Genomic DNA, 17,835 nt, shown 5'->3' with positions numbered 1-17,835 from the left:
TTTAATCGGTGTATCCGAAGGCGCGTTTGTAGAGGTGCAGGCTGTTAGGGCCGATACCGTTAAAGCTGCTGCCGTCTTTATCCACTGCTGCACGGGTTTGCTCCTGTAAGGTGTTGCGGGATTTCTCCAATTCGGCCTGTGCCTCGGCCAACTCTTTGCTTTGTCGTTGCGATAAGTCATACCAATGTTGCTTTTCAGCCGCCGCTGCAGCCAGCTTCTCGCCGTATGCCTGCTCGGCAGCCAAACGTTGCGCCGTATGGATCAGCTGCATCTGCGTCGTCTCCGCCGTGCAGGTATGTTTGGCACGGACGTAGCCTGCACCATATGTGCCGCCCAGTAATACGGCGGCGAGCAATGCGGCCGGCCATGCCTTAATCACCGTCCACATTTCCGCCTCCTTCGCGCCGCTTGATTTCCGCTACTTGCGGAATGACTGACAGGCCGCGCTTAATCAGGGCATAAAAGACCAGACGCTCGGCGTTGAACCGTAATAAAAGGTCGTTTTCGGGAAGGGAATTGATGGCGTTGAGGCTGATTTCGCCGATAACGCCGTCGTCCGGCACGCCTGCGGCGCGTTGCAGCATACGGGCGGCATTGCCGTAGCCGTGGTTGATGCAGGCATCGAAGAATTGGAAAGCAACCGCTTCGGGCATTTGGTCGGCATGGTAACGCTCCCAAAATGCCTTGCGGTAAATGCTGACGGCCTGCTCGCGCGTCATGGCGCGCATGGAACCGTTAAAGCCATTTGCCATTGCGGTACGCTTGGTGATGCCCCAGTTGGTTTCGCCGCCGGGGTCTTGAGGGTGGTTAACATACTTGCCCTCATGGCTGAGGACGCGTTCGATGAATTGGTTGAATTTGTCTGACATGGAAAAATCCCTGTATTGAGTTGGAAATCAATACAGGGATTGTAGGAAAGGCCGTCTGAGGGGGCTTTTAATGGAGGTTAAAACCTGTTCTAGATTTTGGGTTTCTTCTTTTCCATGAGTTTTTTAAACTCTTCTTTTCGGCTTTTAATTAAATTCCCAGGTAAGAATACAGAATAAAAAATGGAAATACAGGCTAAAAATAAATAGCTCCGTTCAAGCCAAAAAATGGCTGGTCCATTTTTGTATTCTTCTTTATGAGCAAACAAGATGACAATAAAAACACAAACCAATACGGCGAGATATGTGTAAAAAAGTAAGGAATGTTTTATATACCGTTGTTCTTGTACGCCTTCACGAATTTGAATTTGTCGCCAATTTGCATCTTCATCAAACCTCATATCACTAAACAATGTCATAATGGCAATTAAAAAACCGGCTAAGATTGCAAATACGTTAATAATTAAATCAACGGCCTTCTCGTTCCCATGAACAAAAGGTTGCCCTTTCCATGCTAAAAATGCTGATATACAAGCAATCAACACAAAACGTAGTAAGGGCAGGTATTTTTTCATTGTTCAGTTAAGTTTCTGCTTTGGAGTTCTAGAAAATATTCACTGATTGCTGTAAATGCTGAGTCAGGAAGTAACGAGTTAGCTTCATCGTATCGACCAATTCTAACAGATTTAGACAGTTTTACATCAGAAGGCTTAATCACTTCACCTTGTTGCGTGGTAATAGAAAATCCTTGATTAACTGTTTCATCATCAATAATTTCCTCTGCCTGTTCCTGCATTAAAGATTGTGCTTCGATGCTGGCTCTCGAATTACCATTTAGTAAGACTTCTAAATTGATATGAATTTCGGATTGTGCTTCCAATTCCTCATCACTCAATTCGCTTGTAAATACACTACCGACCTTCCCTAATGCTTTGGCAATGGTTGAACGGCTATTTTGATACAGTCTATCTCTGGATAATTGATATGCCGAAGCATCTAAAGTAATGCTTTTCACTCCATGTTGTTGTATCAATGACAACTTATCGCAATTTCCTACTGCTTTGAATTCAATATTAAAGAGAACAATATTCGGATTGCTCTCTCTCAATTTATTGCTTAGTAAACTTAAATAAGAAGCAACCGTTGATGCTGACAAAAAACCATGTCCGCAAAAAATTACATGGTGCCCAACAATATACAAAAAAGCCTCTTTACGCAAAAAGGAATATCCACTTGGAGGAGCTTGTGTTCCACCATGATCATCTTGCTGTACAGGTTTATTGCTCATAGTGCGGATATGTTCGTCTTTTGTACCGCTGCCAATGTGTATCAGTAATCCACCAATTGAATTGCCTTTTGCATCTTTAGGATCCAGAGTTCTATGCATGATTTGGGTAAGCTGATTGTATTGTTCAATTTGTGTATCTTGAACAGTAGGAGCAGCTGACAAAACCGTTCTTAACGCCGCTTCCAAATCGAATAGATCATGATCTGCCTGTGCACGTAAATAATGAATGGTTTTAGTAGTTTTTTTTGCCATTTGTACAGTCCTTTCTCTTTTAATATCTGTGTCGAAAAATAAATTCAGACGGCATCAATTCAAATCTTTCGATACCTGCACTACCTGTCCGATGATTTGAATATCGGGGTGTTCCGCCAGTGCCAAGGGCATAGACGGATAGGTTGCGTTGTCGGAAATCAAGAGCAGGCTGCCATCGATTTGGCGTTGGATACGGTTTGACCCATAACACATCGCTGCTGCAATTCCTATATAGATAGTAATTATTCATACTGTCTAAAATTCTCAATATCAAAACTTGGACACCAATCTATATTTTGTTTTACTGCCAATGCGGCAATTTGTTCATTCCAATTTCCTAAGTAGGTTTCTTTTTCAATCCTATGGTGACGGAAATTAATACAAGGCATCACAAATTTCTTTGCAGAGGATGTTTCTTTTTTCTTTCCAGTTAGATCAAGACTGATTTCAAACGTTGGTCTTGATCCATGCCATAGAAAAATGTCGTCTGAAACAAAGCAACAGTGGCTTTTAGGGTTGGGACAGGACTGTGATTTTTGATAGCAGTCTAAAACCCCTAACAAATCATAAATACTGCCACTATGGATTCGGCCATTAATGTAAATCTGTTTGCCATTCCAATTTTCAATATAATTCAAAAATACCCCGGCCATCCCAGCCTGTTCTGCTGTTTTATCGAAAGCGCAGCAATAGATGGTTTCTTTTCCAATCTCAAGATTCTCAAATAATTTGGCACTTCTTGCCCAAAGTAATGCTGCCTGAAAATTTTTACTGCTGGATTTGACGAATGTTACAACCAATAGATATTGCTTTGACAAGGCAAATGGATTGACATGTTCTTTTTGGCACAATTCGAATTGATCCATTTTATCCATTACTCACTTTACCAAGCGCAGTTTGGGCTTTTTTCTCTGCCCTGCGCGCAACCATCAGAATCATTTCACGGTCGGCAGCTGCCGCTTCGCGGAACAGGGTAAGCAGCTCTTGTTCTTCGGCACTCAAGGATTCAGACGGCATGGTGGCTGTTTCTCCGCGCCTGCCATGCATGACGTATTGAACGTCTATGCCAATCTGCTCAAAAGAGAAAAGTTTTTCGCTTGAAGGTTTATTCTCACCTCGCTCCCACTTTCCCCACATTTCACGAGAAACACCACATTTTTTAGCTATTTCAGCTTGGTTTAGTCCCAAGTTTTTTCTTTCTTCTTTCAATCGGTTACCAAAAAGATAATAATTTTCCACATTTAATCCTTGAAAAAGAGAAAAATTTTTCTCATAATTCACGCATCAGTAATGCACTAGTTAATTTCTAGTGCATAAACAGTTCACTATTTTATCACAATGGAAAAGGGCTATCTATGGCTATAACTATCGAAAAATTAAAAGAAAATTTTGCCAAAAACGGCCAAACGCTGGCGCAGTGGGCAAGAGACAACGGCTTTAAGCCGCGCGATGTGTATCTGGTGGTCGGCGGACAACGCAAAGGCAACTACGGCAAGGGGCACGAAATTGCCAAGAAACTGGGACTGAAATAAGGAGGATGCGGATGGCAGAAAGTAAAAGGGTACAACGGCTATTGAGGGTCTTTATTGCGCTTGATGAGCATCCGATTATCGGTCTGAGCAATAAGGATTTATCGGCCGGACTGGGGCTGACGCCATCGCAAGTCAGCAGGGATATTGATGATTTGGTTGCCTCCGGTTTGGTCATCAGGCTTGAAAACGGCAACTACGCCTACGGTATCAAAACCCTGCAAATCGCCGAGCGGTTCAGGCAGCAGCATGAACGACTGCAAAGCAAGATTGCCGAAATCGGCAAGCGAGTCGATATGGATTAACGGATTCTGAAAGTTTCCGACGTCGGAAACTTTGGAGATAAAAAATGAATACAGAAATTGAAATTATCGCAACCGACAAAGTGAGTAATCAGGCGGCGATGCGCAGTGTGCTGGTGATGGAGCAGTGGGGTACGGCAAGGTTACCAACGCCGGCGTGCTGGATGCCTCTACATTGGCTGCACAGTTGCAAAACAAGTCCGACAAGGGGCACACCCACCGCGCCGCCGAAATCAGCGACTTTGCCGAGGCAGTGGCCGCGCTCACCGTGCACCAAAAAATCGGCACATTTGACATTTGCAAGCTGCCGGACGGTACGCAAATCGAATCCGGCACGGTACGCATCCAAAACCACAATAACAGCCAGGCCGCCCGGGTGCTGACGTGGCCGCTGGCCTTTGTCACCGCCCCGGTGGTGGTCGCCACCCTGTCTGCACCGGAAGGCAACGTGCGCGATATTTGGGTAACGATTGACAACAGGCAGAGCAACCGGTCGGCCGTGCACTACTGGTTGCACGAGCCGGTCTATAACACCCCGGATGTGACGGTTAATTTTGTCGCTATCGGGCGTTGGAAATAAAGGAGCTGAATCATGACTGTGTATTACTACCAAAACGGATTTTTGCACACCGACGGCACGCCGCCGGAAGGCGCGGCCGCCCTCACTGCCGCCGAGCATGAGGCGCTGGTTGTCGGGCAATGTACCGGGCAAATCGTGATGCCGGGCAAAGACGGCGAGCTGGCCATATGCAATTGGTAAATAAAAAAGTGAAAAAAGATTGCAGATAGTGCAACAAAAAACAAAACGGATTTTCTCAAGAATCAGCGCAGTTTTTCGCAGGCCGCTTCATAAGATACGACAGATGGAAACAGTCCGATCAGGCCCGCTTTGCATCATGCCGACATCCGCCAAACCAATTGTTCAGACACAAAAAAACCGCCGGAACCTATATTCCATGCGGCTTAGATATGGTGGGTCCGGTGGGGTTCGAACCCACGACCAAGGGATTATGAGTCCCCTGCTCTAACCCCTGAGCTACAGACCCGGCTAGAACAAAACAAATAAGGGCGCGATTGTATCCTTAAATTTGCATTGAAACAAGCATAGATTTTATATTTTCAGACGGCCTGCTATACAAAGGCCGTCTGAAAATATAAAATCTGGCGCAATTAGCAATTTGCAAACCCCTTATCCTCATCTCATTTCCACCTCCCAGGCATGAACATCGACCACACACAGCAAAACATCATCGTCGGACTCTCCGGCGGTGTCGATTCCTCCGTAACCGCCGCCCTGCTCAAGCAGCAGGGTCATCAAGTGCGCGGTGTATTTATGCAAAACTGGGAGGACGACGATAATGACGAATATTGCAGCATTAAGCAAGACTCATTTGATGCTATCGCCGTCGCTGACATCATCGGCATAGACATCGACATCGTCAATTTCGCCGCCCAATACAAAGACAACGTATTCGCTTATTTCCTCAAAGAATATAGCGCGGGACGCACGCCGAATCCGGATGTGTTGTGCAACGCGGAAATCAAATTCAAATGCTTTTTGGACTATGCCATAGAGCAGGGCGCGGATACCATTGCCACCGGCCACTATGCACGCAAAGAAGTCCGCAACGGCGTGCATTATCTGCTCAAAGGTTTGGACCAAAACAAAGACCAAAGCTATTTCCTCTACCGCCTCAAGCCTTTCCAACTCGAGCGCGCGATTTTCCCGTTGGGCGATTTGGAAAAACCTGAAGTCCGCCGCCTTGCCGCCGAATTCAATTTGCCGACTGCCGCCAAAAAAGACAGTACCGGCATCTGCTTCATCGGCGAGCGTCCGTTCCGCGAGTTTTTGCAAAAATACCTGCCGACCAACAACGGCAAAATGGTAACGCCCGAAGGAAAAACCGTCGGCGAACACGTCGGGCTGATGTTCTACACGCTCGGACAGCGCAAAGGATTGGGCATCGGCGGCGCAGGCGAACCGTGGTTTGTCGCCGCTAAAGATTTGACGAAAAACGAACTCATCGTCGTACAAGGTCATGACCATCCGCTGCTCTATACCCGCAGCCTTGTTATGAACGATTTGAGTTTCACGCTGCCCGAACGCCCGAAAGAAGGGCGCTACACCTGCAAAACCCGCTACCGCATGGCGGACGCGCCGTGTGAGTTACGTTATCTCGATGATGAAACGGTCGAGCTGGTGTTCGACGAACCGCAATGGGCGGTAACGCCCGGTCAATCCGCCGTGCTGTACGACGGCGATGTCTGCTTGGGCGGCGGCATTATCATGTCCACAGACAAGCCCGTCATCATCACTCGATAAAACATCAGGCCGTCTGAAAACCGATTGGCGCATTTCGCCAAAACGTTTCAGACGGCCTCAACCTAGAAAGCGAACATTATGGAAAAGCCCTGGCTCGACAGCTATGAAAAAGGCGTAAAAGCCGAAATCGACGAGACACTCTACCAATCCATCCCCGACGTATTCCGTCAAAGCGTGGAAAAATTCGCGCATCAACCAGCGTTTCAAAACATGGGCAAAACGCTCACTTACGCCGAAGTCGGCAAGCTGGCGGAAGACTTCGCCTCCTATCTGCAAAACGTCCTGAAGCTGCCGCGCGGCGAGCGCGTGGCGATTATGCTGCCCAACCTGTTGCAATACCCGATTGCGCTTTTCGGCATCCTGCAGGCGGGGCTGGTGGTGGTGAACACCAATCCGCTCTACACCCCGCGCGAGCTGGAGCATCAGTTGAAAGACAGCGGCGCGACCACCATCATCGTTTTGGAAAATTTTGCCAACACGCTGGAGCTGGTGCTGCCGCGCACGCAAATCAAACACGTCATCGTCGCCTCCGTCGGAGAAATGTTCGGCTTCTTCAAAGGCACGCTGATGAATTTCGTCCTGCGCAAAGTGAAAAAAATGGTGCCCGAATACCGCATTTCCGACACCATCCCTTTTCAGACGGCCTTGAAAGAAGGCGCGGCACACACCTTCCGCCCCGTTACCCTGACCCGCGAAGACACCGCGCTGCTGCAATACACGGGCGGCACGACCGGTGTGGCAAAAGGCGCCGTCCTCAGCCACGGCAATATCTGCGCCAATATGCAGCAGGCGGCCGAATGGATTGTCAATTTGCTCCGGCCCGGCAAAGAAACCGTCATCGCCGCGCTGCCGCTCTACCACATCTTCGCGCTGACCGTAAACCTGATGATTTTTACCCAGGCCGGTTCCAAAATCATTCTGATTACCAACCCGCGCGACATGAAAAGCTTTATCGGCGACATGAAAAAAGAGCGCGTCAGCGTCTTTGTCGGCGTCAACACCCTGTTTAACGGCATGGTGAACCAGCCCGACTTCGCCACCGTCGATTTCAGCTCGCTCAAACTCACCCTCGGCGGCGGCATGGCCACCCAGAAAGCCGTTGCCGAAAAATGGAAAGACATTACCGGCACACCCATCGTCGAAGCCTACGGCCTGACCGAAGCCAGTCCGGGGGTGTGCTGCAACCCGCTGAATATCGAAACATACAGCGGCGGCATCGGCCTGCCGATACCTTCGACCGAAATCGAACTGCGCGACGCCGACGGCAATGAAGTCGCACAAGGGCAACCGGGCGAAATGTGGATACGCGGCCCGCAAGTGATGCAAGGCTATTGGAACCGTCCCGAAGAAACCGCCAAAGTACTGGATGAGCGCGGTTTCCTTGCCACAGGCGACATCGCCGTTATGGACGAAAAAGGCTGGTTCAAGCTGGTCGACCGTAAAAAAGACCTGATTGTCGTTTCGGGCTTCAACGTTTACCCGAACGAAGTCGAAGACGTTGCCGCCTCGCACCCGAAAGTTTTAGAAGCCGCCTGCATCGGCGTTTCCAGCCCGAAAACCGGCGAAGCATTGAAACTGTTTATCGTCAAAAAAGACGAATCGCTGACCGCGGAAGAGCTCATCGCCTTCTGCCGCACCGAGCTGACCGCCTATAAAGTGCCCAAAGACATCGAATTCCGCGACGAACTGCCCAAATCCAACGTCGGCAAAATCCTGCGCCGCGAACTGCGCAAAGAAGTGGAACAAAACGCGGCATCCGCCTAATATCGCCGAAGGCCGTCTGAAAACGCGAAGCAACACAACTGCGCCAACCTTCAAGGATTCAATCCCTGCCGATGCAGGACGACAAACCCGCAGATAAATATCCTGCGGGTTTGCCTCGTTTCAACCCGATACCGCTTTCAGACGGCCTATCCTTATCCGCGCCCCAAATCTGACAAACTACTCTAATTTGATTACAATCCGGCTTCTTTTTTCAGACGGACCAACCGTCATACCTCCTTTTCCGACCAGACTGCCGAAAATAAATCATGCTACCCCTTCCCCAGCGGTTGCGCCGCCTGTTCGGCCACCCTTTGCGCCTCGGCTGGTTTGACCACCCGACGATGCATGCCTACCGGCCGCCGAAACACCCCGACAGCCCCGAACGCGTGGCCGCCGTCGAGGCCGAACTGCGCCGTCAGGGCATCTGGCCGCACCTGTTGCAGATTCAGGGAAAAGAGGCAACCGACAGTCAAATCGCACTCGCCCACTCGCGCAGCTACCTCTTCCGGCTGGAAGGCATGCAGCCTCAGACAGGCAAAATACGCCGCATCGACGACGACACCGTTTTAACCGACAACGCATTGGAAGCCGCCAGAATCGCCGCAGGCACCGTGGTTAAAGCCGTCGATTTCGTCCTGGCCGGCAAAATACGCAACGCCTTTTGTGCCACCCGCCCGCCCGGACATCATGCCAAAAGCAAACAAAGCGGCAGCTTCTGCCTCATCAACCACACAGCCGTCGCCGCCATGCACGCCGTTTCGCGGCACCGCCTGCAACGGGTTGCCGTACTCGATTTCGATGTGCACAGAGGAGACGGCAGCGAAGAAATCCTGCACGGACAACCCAACATCCTGCTGCTGGGCTTGAGTCAAAACAGGCTGTATCCCTACGACAACCATCCCTTGCCGCAGAACGGCAACTGTTTCAATGCAGCCCTGTCCGAACGCTGCGGCAGCCGCGAATTCCGCCATACCGTCCGTAACGAATGGCTGCCGCGCCTGCGCGCCTTCAAACCGCAACTGATCCTGCTCTCCGCCGGTTTCGACGCACACCGCGACGATCCTCTCGGCGATACGCGCCTGCACGAAGCCGACTACGCCTGGCTGACGCATAAAATCATGCAAACCGCCCCGCAATGCGGCGGCAAAATCGTTTCCGTCCTCGAAGGCGGCTATCACCCGCCCTCGCTGGCCACCGCTGCCGCCGCCCATTTGTACGTACTCGCCGGACTGGGAAAACCGCCCTGCGCCGTCGAATATGAGCAGCTGTTGAAACAGGAAGAAGAGAAAAATCAGGCCGTCTGAAAAAACTTTCAGACGGCCTGAACAGTCAATATCGGCTATCCGCAACTGCCGCAACCCTCATCATTCTGCGAATGCGGCACACTCTATTTGCGGAAAATCCTGCGAAATCGCCACAATAACACAGGCAATCAGCGCGCAGGCTGCGGATAAGTGCCTTCCACCAATATATTTTTATCCACATCATGCAGATTGCGGTGGCCGGTAAACGCCATCGTAATATCCATTTCGTTATACATAATCTCCAAAGCGCGGCGCACGCCATCCTCGCCGTACGCACCCAGTCCGTATAAAAACGCCCTGCCCGTCATAAAGCCGCGCGCGCCCATCGCCCAAGCCTTCAGCATATCCTGCCCGCTGCGGATGCCGCTGTCCAGCCACACTTCGGTCCGGCTGCCAACCGCCTGTACGATATCAGGCAATGCATGAATAGACGAAGGTGCACCGTCCAACTGGCGGCCGCCGTGATTGGACACCACAATCGCATCCGCCCCGTGTTTGACCGCCAACTCCGCATCTTCAGGTTCCATAATCCCTTTGATAATCAGCTTGCCGCCCCACAAATCCTTAATTCGGGCAACATCATCCCAGCTCAGGCGCGGGTCGAACTGTTCGGAAGTCCATGAAGACAGCGAAGACAAATCGCCGACGTTTTTCGCATGGCCGACGATATTGCGGAAAGTTCTCCGCTCGGTATGCAACATATTCCAGCACCATTCCCATTTCATCGCCAGATTGATGCAGTTCAACAACGTCGGTTTGGGCGGCGCGGACAAACCGTTTTTAATATCCTTATGGCGTTGCCCCAAAACCTGCAAGTCCGCAGTCAGAATCAACGCCGAACATTTTGCCGCCTGCGCCCGCTTAATCAGATTTTCCATAAATTCGCGGTCGCGCATCACATAAAGCTGAAACCAAAACGGCGCGGAAGTGTTTTCAGCCACATCTTCAATCGAACAAATCGACATCGTGGACAATGAAAACGGCACGCCGAATTTCTCCGCCGCCCGTGCCGCATGGATTTCGCCGTCCGCCCAAGCCATACCGGTAAAACCCGTCGGCGCGATGGCCAGCGGCATTTTGACATCCTGCCCGATCATCTTGGCCGCCAAAGAACGCCCCTCCATATCCACCAAAACCTTCTGCCGAAACTGAATCGGGATAAAATCGGCGGTATTGGCACGGTAAGTGGTTTGTGTCCACGAGCCAGAATCAATGTAGTCGTAAAACATCTTCGGCATTTTGAATTTCGCCACACGGCGTAAATCCTCAATACAAGTCATTTTGCTTAAATCACGCATATTTTCCTTCCTTCTTATCGGCTTAAATCCAACCGCCGCAAGCCCCGTTTTCAGACGGCCTCCCTGCTGCGGTAAAATGCCGCACTTTAACGCAAATTTTCATTATTTGCAAAATACATATCATTTTAAATTTTATTCGAATTGACTGTCGTCAAATAAAGCGCAAATACTTGACTAATTCACTCAACTATCGCAAAATCCGCCCCGAAACCATAACAACACCAACCACCATGCGACTGACTACCAAAGGACGCTTCGCCGTAACCGCCATGCTCGATTTGGCCATGAATGCCCAAAACGGCGCGGTCAAACTAAACGACATCAGCGAACGTCAAAACATCTCACTATCCTATTTGGAACAGCTGTTTGGCAAACTCCGCCGGGCCAAACTGGTGGACAGCATACGCGGGCCGGGCGGCGGCTATGTATTAGCTGCAGCGGCCGACGAAATCAGCATTGCCCAAATCATCACCGCCGCCGAAGACAGGCTGGATGCAACCCTGTGCAGCAGCAAAGCCAACTGCCACAACGGTGCTCCCTGCCTGACCCACGACCTGTGGGAAAACCTAAACCGCACCATCAACCAATACCTCAGCAGCGTAACCCTGCAAACCGTACTCAATCAAAAAGACCACCACTCGAACAAAATCGTTCATCTGACCCATATCAACTGACAAACAACAGTAAGAAAGAACACACCATGACCGTCAAAACCCCCATCTACCTCGACTACGCCGCCACCACCCCCGTTGACAAACGTGTGGCCGAAAAAATGATTCCCTACCTGACCGAAACCTTTGGCAACCCCGCTTCCAGCAGCCACGCATTCGGCTGGACAGCGGAAGAAGCCGTCGAAAAAGCCCGCGCCGACATCGCCGCCCTGATTAACGCCGATGCCAAAGAAATCGTTTTCACCAGTGGCGCGACCGAGTCCGACAACCTCGCCATCAAAGGCGCGGCAAACTTTTACAAAACCAAAGGCAAACACCTCATCACCGTCAAAACCGAACACAAAGCCGTACTCGACACCATGCGCGAACTCGAACGCCAAGGTTTCGAAGTAACCTATCTCGGCGTGCAGGAAAACGGTTTGATTGATTTGGAAGAACTCAAAGCCGCCATCCGCGACGACACCATCCTGATTTCCGTAATGTGGGTGAACAACGAAATCGGCGTGGTACAAGACATTCCCGCCATCGGCGCAATCTGCCGTGAACGCAAAATCATCTTCCACGTCGATGCCGCCCAAGCCTGCGGCAAAGTGCCTGTTGACGTTGAAGCCGCCAAAATCGACCTGCTGTCCATGTCCGGTCATAAAGTGTACGGCCCCAAAGGCATCGGCGCACTGTATGTCCGCCGCAAACCCCGCGTCCGCCTCGAAGCCCAAATGCACGGCGGCGGTCACGAGCGCGGTTTCCGCAGCGGCACACTGCCGACCCACCAAATCGTCGGCATGGGCGAAGCCTTCCGTATCGCCAAAGAAGAACTCGAGCAAGACATGGCGCACTACCGTAAACTGCGCGACATCTTCCTTAAAGGCATCGAAGGCATCGAAGAAGTCTATATCAACGGCGACCTCGAACACCGCGCCCCGAACAACCTGAACGTCAGCTTCAACTTCGTCGAAGGCGAAAGCCTGATTATGGCGGTGAAAGAACTCGCCGTATCCAGCGGTTCCGCCTGTACTTCTGCCAGCCTTGAGCCAAGCTACGTCCTGCGCGCGCTCGGCCGCAACGACGAATTGGCGCACTCATCCCTGCGCATCACCTTCGGCCGCATGACTACCGAAGAAGAAGTCAAATTCGCCGCCGAACTGATCAAATCCAAAATCGGCAAACTGCGCGAACTGTCGCCGCTGTGGGAAATGTTCAAAGACGGGATTGACTTGAACTCGATTGAATGGGCAGCGCATTAAGATTAAAGGAGCAAATAATGAAAATTAAAGTACTAAAGTTATCAAGTAATGAAAAACGTATTATTTATGGTGAGATGGTTGATCAATTTGATTTGGATTACTCACAGGAGCTCGACAAGCTGAAACAGGATATTGAATTTGCTCTATCCGTGTTAAGAAAGTTGCAACCCAAACTGTTTTCTAAGAAAAATGTCCATGTGTATGAAGGCGGACATCACTTAGATATTATTAATAATGGTGTAGGTAGTTTGGGTTGGTTGATTATTGAAGACCATCCAATAATAGGTAATAGGGAATAAGTAGGCTAGTTTAAAAATACGAAAAACCTATAATGTTGGATTTAGCAATTTAATCTGTCAAATATATACATTAAAAAGCAAGCGTAGGTTAGGTTGGAAACCCAACAAGCCTATCAATCCGCCCGAAATGTCGGGTTTAACAACCCAACCTACCTAATAAATAAAAAAGGTCGTCTGAAACCTCAAAAAGACCTTTTCAGACGACCTAAAAGCCACCACATTAAAATCAAGGATACAAAACCATGAACGAACAAGAACTTGACCTCGATAATCTCGACAACCTGCTCGAAGATTTTGACGGCGTTACCGTAGAAGGGGGCGTCGATTCGGAAAACGACGACGGCTGCGAAGGCGGCGCGTGCAAAATCTAAATTTCAGGCCGTCTGAAATCGGCAAACAAACCATTTTCAACCATCAAAAAACATAAAGGAAACCACACCATGGCATACAGCGATAAAGTAATCGACCACTACGAAAACCCCCGCAACGTCGGCACATTCGACAAAGACGACGAGTCTGTCGGCACCGGCATGGTCGGCGCACCGGCCTGCGGCGACGTGATGCGCCTGCAAATCAAAGTGAACGACGAGGGCATCATCGAAGATGCGAAATTTAAAACTTACGGGTGCGGTTCCGCCATCGCTTCGTCTTCGCTTGTTACCGAATTGCTGAAAGGCAAGAGTTTGGATGAAGCCATGGCAATTAAAAACAGCGAAATCGCCGAAGAATTGGAATTGCCGCCGGTAAAAATCCACTGTTCAATTTTGGCCGAAGACGCAGTTAAAGCCGCCGTGTCCGACTACCGCAAAAAACGTGAAACGGCCTGATGCCGTTTTCAGACGGCCTGCTATCCGAAAGGCCGTCTGAAAAACAAAATGCCGCGCCCAAACAGCCTGCCCCCCACACGAGACAGGCCGGCAAACCATCAAGAGACCACGGCGACAACCGCACGGCAAAGAAAGAAATTCATGCCCTTTACCGAAGAACAAACCCAATCGCTGCTTGCCGTCAAAGGCATAGGCAAAACCGTATTGCAGCGGTTGCGGCAAATGGGCTTGGATGATGTAGCCAAACTTGTGGCAGCCGATGCAGATACCGTTTTACAACACGGCGCGGCACTGACCGGCTCAACCTGCTGGAAAAACAGCCCGCAGGCCAAAGCCGCCGTAAACGCCGCAATCCAATGGGCACGCCAAAACCTTTCAGACGGCCGTTCAAAGTAAATCAGGCCGTCTGAAACCCGCTTCCACTCGAAAACAAAGGAAAAACATGATTACCATCACAGAAAACGCCGCCAACCACATCAAAAACTTCCTTGAAAAACGCGGCAAAGGCTTAGGCGTTCGCTTGGGCGTGAAAACCAGCGGCTGCTCCGGTATGGCTTATAATCTCGAATTTGTCGATGAAGCCGACCCCGAAGACTTGGTATTCGAACAAAACGGCGCAAAAGTCTACATCGACCCCAAAAGCCTGGTGTATCTCGACGGCACGCAAATGGACTACACCAAAGAAGGTTTGCAGGAAGGTTTCAAATTCGAAAACCCCAACGTCAAAGATTCATGCGGCTGCGGCGAAAGCTTCCACGTTTGACATCCGTCGGGAAACGGGCAACAAAAAAGACGGGACAGTATCAAAACCGTCCCGCCATTTTTTCGCTTCCTGCCTGTTGTAACTGCCTTTGCCTTTCCGTTTGCGCTCTACCTTGTGGCGGAACAAATTGGATTTAACCAAAGCCTTCAACGCATTATCGCGGATTTTGCCCTTATTGAGCTGAACCTTTCCGGCCATCTGCCAGTCCTTTCATATTAAAACGAAGGGGCGGATTATAGCCAAAACAAAAAAACGTAACAAGCTGATGTTTCAACAAAAAGGCCGCATATGAGGCACAGCCCCATGTACAGCCCTGCTGGAAACGCCGGCACCCTGCCCGAACGAACCCTGCCCTACCGTCCCGAAAGATGGAGTTTCAAGCATTAAGGAAATTTCGATGAACCAACACTTTACCCTGTTCGGCCTGCCCGAAACCTTCCAAATCGACGAAAACGCGCTTGAAACCCGCTACCTCGCGCTGGCGGCCAACTGCCATCCCGACAAATTTGCCTCAGCATCGGCTTTCGAACAAAAACAGGCCGTGATGATGGCTGCCGCCGTAAACGAAGCCTACCGCATCCTGAAAAACCCCATCGACCGCGCCGCCAGCCTGCTCATGACGCAAAACATCGATGCCGATGCCCCCGAACACACCGCCTTCGCCCCCGAATTCCTGATGCAGCAGATGGAATGGCGCGAAACGCTGGCCGAAGCCCGTGCGGCAGGCGACACCGCCGCCCTGAATGCCTTGGAGGGCCAAGTATCTGCGGAGCAAACCGCCCTATACGGCCAACTGGCTGCCGCCTTCGATGCGCAACAATATCAAACTGCCGCCCAACTCGTGCGGCAAGGCCGTTTTCTCAATAAAATTCGGCAGGAAATCGAAAACGCCACTTAAACCGAAACCGACCGAAACCCCAAACACATAAAGAACACATCATGGCACTACTCCAAATCGCCGAACCCGGCAAATCCGCCGCCCCCCACCAACACCGCCTCGCCGTCGGCATAGACTTGGGCACGACCAACAGCCTGGTTGCCACCGTTAAAAGCGGCAGTGCAACCTGCCTGAAAGACGAGCATGGGCACACCGCCCTGCCCTCCGTCGTCCGCTACCTTTCAGACGGCCTGGTCATCGGCAGCGAAGCCTTGGGCGCGCAAAAAGCCGATCCGCAAAACACCGTCAGTTCCGCCAAACGCCTGATTGGGCGCAAACTCGAAGACATCGACACCGCCCACCTGCCCTACCGCTTCGGCAACGGCGGAAACATCATCGAAATCAACACGCGGCAAGGCGCGAAAACCCCGATAGACGTCTCTGCCGACATCCTGCGCCACCTGAAAGAACGCGCCGAAGCCAACTTGGGCGGCACGCTTGTCGGCGCGGTCATCACCGTTCCCGCCTATTTCGACGAAGCCCAACGCCAAGCCACCAAAGACGCGGCACGGCTGGCGGGCATCAACGTCCTGCGCCTGCTGAACGAACCCACCGCCGCCGCCATCGCCTACGGGCTGGACAACGGCGCGGAAGGCACGTTTGTCGTTTACGACTTGGGCGGCGGCACGCTGGACGTATCCGTACTCGAACTGAGCAAAGGCCTGTTTGCCGTCAAATCAACCAATGGCAACAGCGCGCTGGGCGGCGACGACTTCGACCACCGCCTGTTCTGCCACCTACTCGAACAAAACAAACTCTCCGCCCTGAACGAACAAGACAGCCAAAACCTGCTCTCCCTGTCGCGCCGTGCCAAAGAACAACTCACCGGGCACGAACAAACCACGGTCGAAACCACTCTTTCAGACGGCCGCAGCATCAGCACAGTCATCACCCGCCAGGAATTTCAAAATCTGACCCGACAACTCGTCCAAAAAACCATAGAACCCGTCAAACAAGCACTCAAAGACGCGGGTGTGTCCAAAGCCGATATCAAAGGCGTGATTATGGTCGGCGGCTCGACCCGTATGCCCCACATCCAACAAGCCGTCGCCACCTATTTCGGCCAAACCCCGCTCAACAACCTCAACCCCGACCAAGTCGTCGCACTGGGCGCGGCCATGCAGGCCGACATACTCGCCGGCAACAAAAACAGCGGCGACTGGCTGCTCTTGGATGTAACCCCGCTGTCGCTCGGACTCGAAACCTACGGCGGGCTGGCCGAAAAAATCATCCCGCGCAACACCACCATCCCCACCGCCCGCGCACAAGAATTCACCACCTTCAAAGACGGCCAAACCGCGATGACCATCCACGTCGTCCAAGGCGAACGCGAACTCGTCGCCGACTGCCGCAGCCTGGCCAAATTCACCCTGCGCGGTATCCCGCCGATGAGTGCGGGCGCAGCGCGTATCCGCGTAACCTTCCAAGTCGATGCCGACGGTCTGCTGTCCGTATCCGCGCAGGAACAAACCACCGGCGTACAGGCGCAAATCGAAGTCAAACCTTCCTACGGCTTGGACGACCAAACCATCACCCAAATGCTTAAAGACAGCATGGCCAACGCCGCCGAAGACATGGCCGCCCGTGCCCGCGCCGAAGCCCTGGTCGAAGCCGAAAGCATCACCGCCGCCGTAACCGCCGCACTCGAACTGGACGGCGACTTGCTGGACGAGAACGAACAAGCCGATATACGCGGCTGCATCGCCGAACTGCAAAGCCGTCTGAAAGAAGGCACGGCCGAAGAAATCCGCGCCGCCGTCGCCAAACTGGGACAAAGCACCGACAACTTCGCCGCCAAACGCATGAACCGCACCATACAGCGCGCGCTGACAGGACAGAATGTTGATAACATTTGACGTTACAAGGTTTCAGACGGCCTATAAAACGAAATAGGCCGTCTGAAGATAGCGTCTGTAAAAACGAAATAAAGAATCAAGATGGAAAAGTCCGGCATTGTCTATCTGATGAATATTTCGGCAAAAGCGGAACAAAATTAACCACTGAAATCGAAGACGGACTCCATTTGAAAAAATTGGAGATATAAAATGAGCTATTTAAATTTAGATGATGATATGTATTTGGTTTATGATTTTAAGCAAGATATGACAAACAGAAGAACGAAGGAATATATTGAAAATACAAGATTACTGTCATTGAATGACGAAAGT

24 protein-coding genes, 1 tRNA gene and 1 pseudogene are annotated in these 17,835 nt (G+C 51.2%); 16 read left to right on the top strand and 10 right to left on the bottom strand.

The features are described from left to right. Position 1: 1 nt before the first annotated feature. The 7 genes from HMPREF3107_RS02730 to HMPREF3107_RS02700 form a co-directional block, all read right to left on the bottom strand. Complete coding sequence (locus HMPREF3107_RS02730) at positions 2 to 388, bottom strand: hypothetical protein (RefSeq protein WP_070453148.1); 387 nt, start codon at positions 386 to 388, stop codon at positions 2 to 4. Next, positions 372 to 869 carry a glycoside hydrolase family 108 protein gene (locus HMPREF3107_RS02725; protein WP_070453145.1) on the bottom strand — a complete coding sequence of 166 codons (498 nt, stop codon included), beginning with the start codon at positions 867 to 869 and terminating at the stop codon, positions 372 to 374. The genes HMPREF3107_RS02730 and HMPREF3107_RS02725 overlap by 17 nt, the downstream gene beginning before the upstream one ends. Positions 870 to 958: 89 nt before the next feature. Beyond that, positions 959 to 1,441, bottom strand: coding sequence for a hypothetical protein (locus tag HMPREF3107_RS02720; protein ID WP_070453143.1), 483 nt, complete (start codon positions 1,439 to 1,441; stop codon positions 959 to 961). Further along, on the bottom strand, positions 1,438 to 2,406 hold the full coding sequence (locus HMPREF3107_RS02715; protein WP_070453140.1) for a hypothetical protein: 969 nt from the start codon (positions 2,404 to 2,406) through the stop codon (positions 1,438 to 1,440). Before HMPREF3107_RS02715 ends, HMPREF3107_RS02720 begins: the two co-directional genes overlap by 4 nt. 54 nt (positions 2,407 to 2,460) lie before the next feature. Next, positions 2,461 to 2,619, bottom strand: a complete 159-nt coding sequence (locus tag HMPREF3107_RS02710) for a S24 family peptidase (protein ID WP_246828577.1) — start codon at positions 2,617 to 2,619, stop codon at positions 2,461 to 2,463. 29 nt (positions 2,620 to 2,648) lie between these two features. After that, on the bottom strand, positions 2,649 to 3,272 hold the full coding sequence (locus tag HMPREF3107_RS02705) for a hypothetical protein (RefSeq protein WP_002222574.1): 624 nt from the start codon (positions 3,270 to 3,272) through the stop codon (positions 2,649 to 2,651). A 1-nt stretch (position 3,273) separates the two neighbouring features. Then, the gene (locus HMPREF3107_RS02700) at positions 3,274 to 3,645 is read right to left on the bottom strand and encodes a helix-turn-helix domain-containing protein (RefSeq protein WP_070453137.1); all 372 of its coding nucleotides are present in this window, start codon (positions 3,643 to 3,645) and stop codon (positions 3,274 to 3,276) included. A 116-nt stretch (positions 3,646 to 3,761) separates the two neighbouring features. Here HMPREF3107_RS02700 and HMPREF3107_RS11330 point away from each other — a divergent pair, with 116 nt between their 5' ends. From HMPREF3107_RS11330 to HMPREF3107_RS12055, 4 genes are all read left to right on the top strand, one after another. Then, positions 3,762 to 3,938: a DNA-binding protein gene (locus HMPREF3107_RS11330; RefSeq protein WP_083284600.1), complete on the top strand. Its 177-nt coding sequence runs from the start codon at positions 3,762 to 3,764 to the stop codon at positions 3,936 to 3,938. An 11-nt stretch (positions 3,939 to 3,949) separates the two neighbouring features. After that, on the top strand, positions 3,950 to 4,240 hold the full coding sequence (locus HMPREF3107_RS02695; protein ID WP_070453135.1) for a helix-turn-helix domain-containing protein: 291 nt from the start codon (positions 3,950 to 3,952) through the stop codon (positions 4,238 to 4,240). 124 nt (positions 4,241 to 4,364) lie between these two features. Continuing rightward, positions 4,365 to 4,817: a hypothetical protein gene (locus HMPREF3107_RS12060; RefSeq protein WP_070453131.1), complete on the top strand. Its 453-nt coding sequence runs from the start codon at positions 4,365 to 4,367 to the stop codon at positions 4,815 to 4,817. A 12-nt stretch (positions 4,818 to 4,829) separates the two neighbouring features. Further along, positions 4,830 to 4,997 carry a hypothetical protein gene (locus HMPREF3107_RS12055; protein ID WP_168160507.1) on the top strand — a complete coding sequence of 56 codons (168 nt, stop codon included), beginning with the start codon at positions 4,830 to 4,832 and terminating at the stop codon, positions 4,995 to 4,997. Positions 4,998 to 5,207: 210 nt separating this feature from the next. On the opposite strand, the gene HMPREF3107_RS02685 is transcribed toward HMPREF3107_RS12055, so the two are convergent. Next, positions 5,208 to 5,283, bottom strand: a tRNA-Ile gene (locus HMPREF3107_RS02685). Positions 5,284 to 5,456: 173 nt separating this feature from the next. Here HMPREF3107_RS02685 and mnmA point away from each other — a divergent pair. From mnmA to HMPREF3107_RS02670, 3 genes are all read left to right on the top strand, one after another. Next, positions 5,457 to 6,560: a tRNA 2-thiouridine(34) synthase MnmA gene (gene mnmA, locus HMPREF3107_RS02680; protein WP_070453128.1), complete on the top strand. Its 1,104-nt coding sequence runs from the start codon at positions 5,457 to 5,459 to the stop codon at positions 6,558 to 6,560. Positions 6,561 to 6,638: 78 nt separating this feature from the next. Further along, complete coding sequence (locus tag HMPREF3107_RS02675) at positions 6,639 to 8,324, top strand: AMP-binding protein (RefSeq protein WP_070453125.1); 1,686 nt, start codon at positions 6,639 to 6,641, stop codon at positions 8,322 to 8,324. A 266-nt stretch (positions 8,325 to 8,590) separates the two neighbouring features. Continuing rightward, entirely contained in the window at positions 8,591 to 9,628 is a 1,038-nt protein-coding gene (locus HMPREF3107_RS02670; protein WP_070453118.1) for a histone deacetylase family protein, read from the top strand. A 128-nt stretch (positions 9,629 to 9,756) separates the two neighbouring features. Here HMPREF3107_RS02670 and HMPREF3107_RS02665 read toward each other — a convergent pair whose 3' ends face one another. After that, a complete protein-coding gene (locus HMPREF3107_RS02665) occupies positions 9,757 to 10,926 on the bottom strand; it encodes an alpha-hydroxy acid oxidase (RefSeq protein ID WP_040665678.1) in 1,170 nt (389 codons plus the stop codon). A 230-nt stretch (positions 10,927 to 11,156) separates the two neighbouring features. Here HMPREF3107_RS02665 and iscR point away from each other — a divergent pair, with 230 nt between their 5' ends. The 7 genes from iscR to iscA all read left to right on the top strand — a co-directional run bounded on the left by iscR (position 11,157) and on the right by iscA (position 14,730). After that, on the top strand, positions 11,157 to 11,600 hold the full coding sequence (iscR, locus tag HMPREF3107_RS02660; protein WP_003770462.1) for a Fe-S cluster assembly transcriptional regulator IscR: 444 nt from the start codon (positions 11,157 to 11,159) through the stop codon (positions 11,598 to 11,600). Positions 11,601 to 11,626: 26 nt separating this feature from the next. Continuing rightward, on the top strand, positions 11,627 to 12,841 hold the full coding sequence (locus tag HMPREF3107_RS02655) for an IscS subfamily cysteine desulfurase (protein WP_070453116.1): 1,215 nt from the start codon (positions 11,627 to 11,629) through the stop codon (positions 12,839 to 12,841). A gap of 17 nt (positions 12,842 to 12,858) precedes the next feature. Beyond that, complete coding sequence (locus HMPREF3107_RS02650; protein WP_141742813.1) at positions 12,859 to 13,140, top strand: hypothetical protein; 282 nt, start codon at positions 12,859 to 12,861, stop codon at positions 13,138 to 13,140. Between the two features lie 242 nt (positions 13,141 to 13,382). After that, positions 13,383 to 13,511 (top strand): hypothetical protein, encoded by a 129-nt coding sequence (locus HMPREF3107_RS12680; protein WP_003712319.1) that lies wholly within the window; start codon positions 13,383 to 13,385, stop codon positions 13,509 to 13,511. A gap of 69 nt (positions 13,512 to 13,580) precedes the next feature. After that, entirely contained in the window at positions 13,581 to 13,967 is a 387-nt protein-coding gene (iscU, locus tag HMPREF3107_RS02645) for a Fe-S cluster assembly scaffold IscU (RefSeq protein WP_003770455.1), read from the top strand. A gap of 141 nt (positions 13,968 to 14,108) precedes the next feature. Beyond that, positions 14,109 to 14,363 (top strand): recombinase RecA, encoded by a 255-nt coding sequence (locus HMPREF3107_RS02640; protein WP_070453109.1) that lies wholly within the window; start codon positions 14,109 to 14,111, stop codon positions 14,361 to 14,363. A gap of 46 nt (positions 14,364 to 14,409) precedes the next feature. Next, a complete protein-coding gene (iscA, locus tag HMPREF3107_RS02635) occupies positions 14,410 to 14,730 on the top strand; it encodes an iron-sulfur cluster assembly protein IscA (RefSeq protein WP_070453105.1) in 321 nt (106 codons plus the stop codon). Here the strand turns inward: iscA and HMPREF3107_RS02630 are convergent. After that, positions 14,690 to 14,928 (bottom strand): annotated as a pseudogene (locus HMPREF3107_RS02630) (alternative ribosome-rescue factor A). The gene iscA and the pseudogene HMPREF3107_RS02630 overlap by 41 nt on opposite strands. 199 nt (positions 14,929 to 15,127) lie before the next feature. Here HMPREF3107_RS02630 and hscB point away from each other — a divergent pair. Next, positions 15,128 to 15,628 (top strand): Fe-S protein assembly co-chaperone HscB, encoded by a 501-nt coding sequence (hscB, locus tag HMPREF3107_RS02625; protein ID WP_070453099.1) that lies wholly within the window; start codon positions 15,128 to 15,130, stop codon positions 15,626 to 15,628. 41 nt (positions 15,629 to 15,669) lie between these two features. Further along, on the top strand, positions 15,670 to 17,523 hold the full coding sequence (gene hscA / locus HMPREF3107_RS02620) for a Fe-S protein assembly chaperone HscA (RefSeq protein ID WP_070453097.1): 1,854 nt from the start codon (positions 15,670 to 15,672) through the stop codon (positions 17,521 to 17,523). Positions 17,524 to 17,835 lie beyond the last annotated feature (312 nt).

The sequence above is a fragment of the Neisseria sp. HMSC31F04 genome (genome assembly GCF_001807735.1).
Lineage (GTDB): Bacteria > Pseudomonadota > Gammaproteobacteria > Burkholderiales > Neisseriaceae > Neisseria > Neisseria elongata.
Note: the sequence above shows the minus strand (reverse complement) of the source record. Positions and strands in the feature narration are given on the sequence as shown.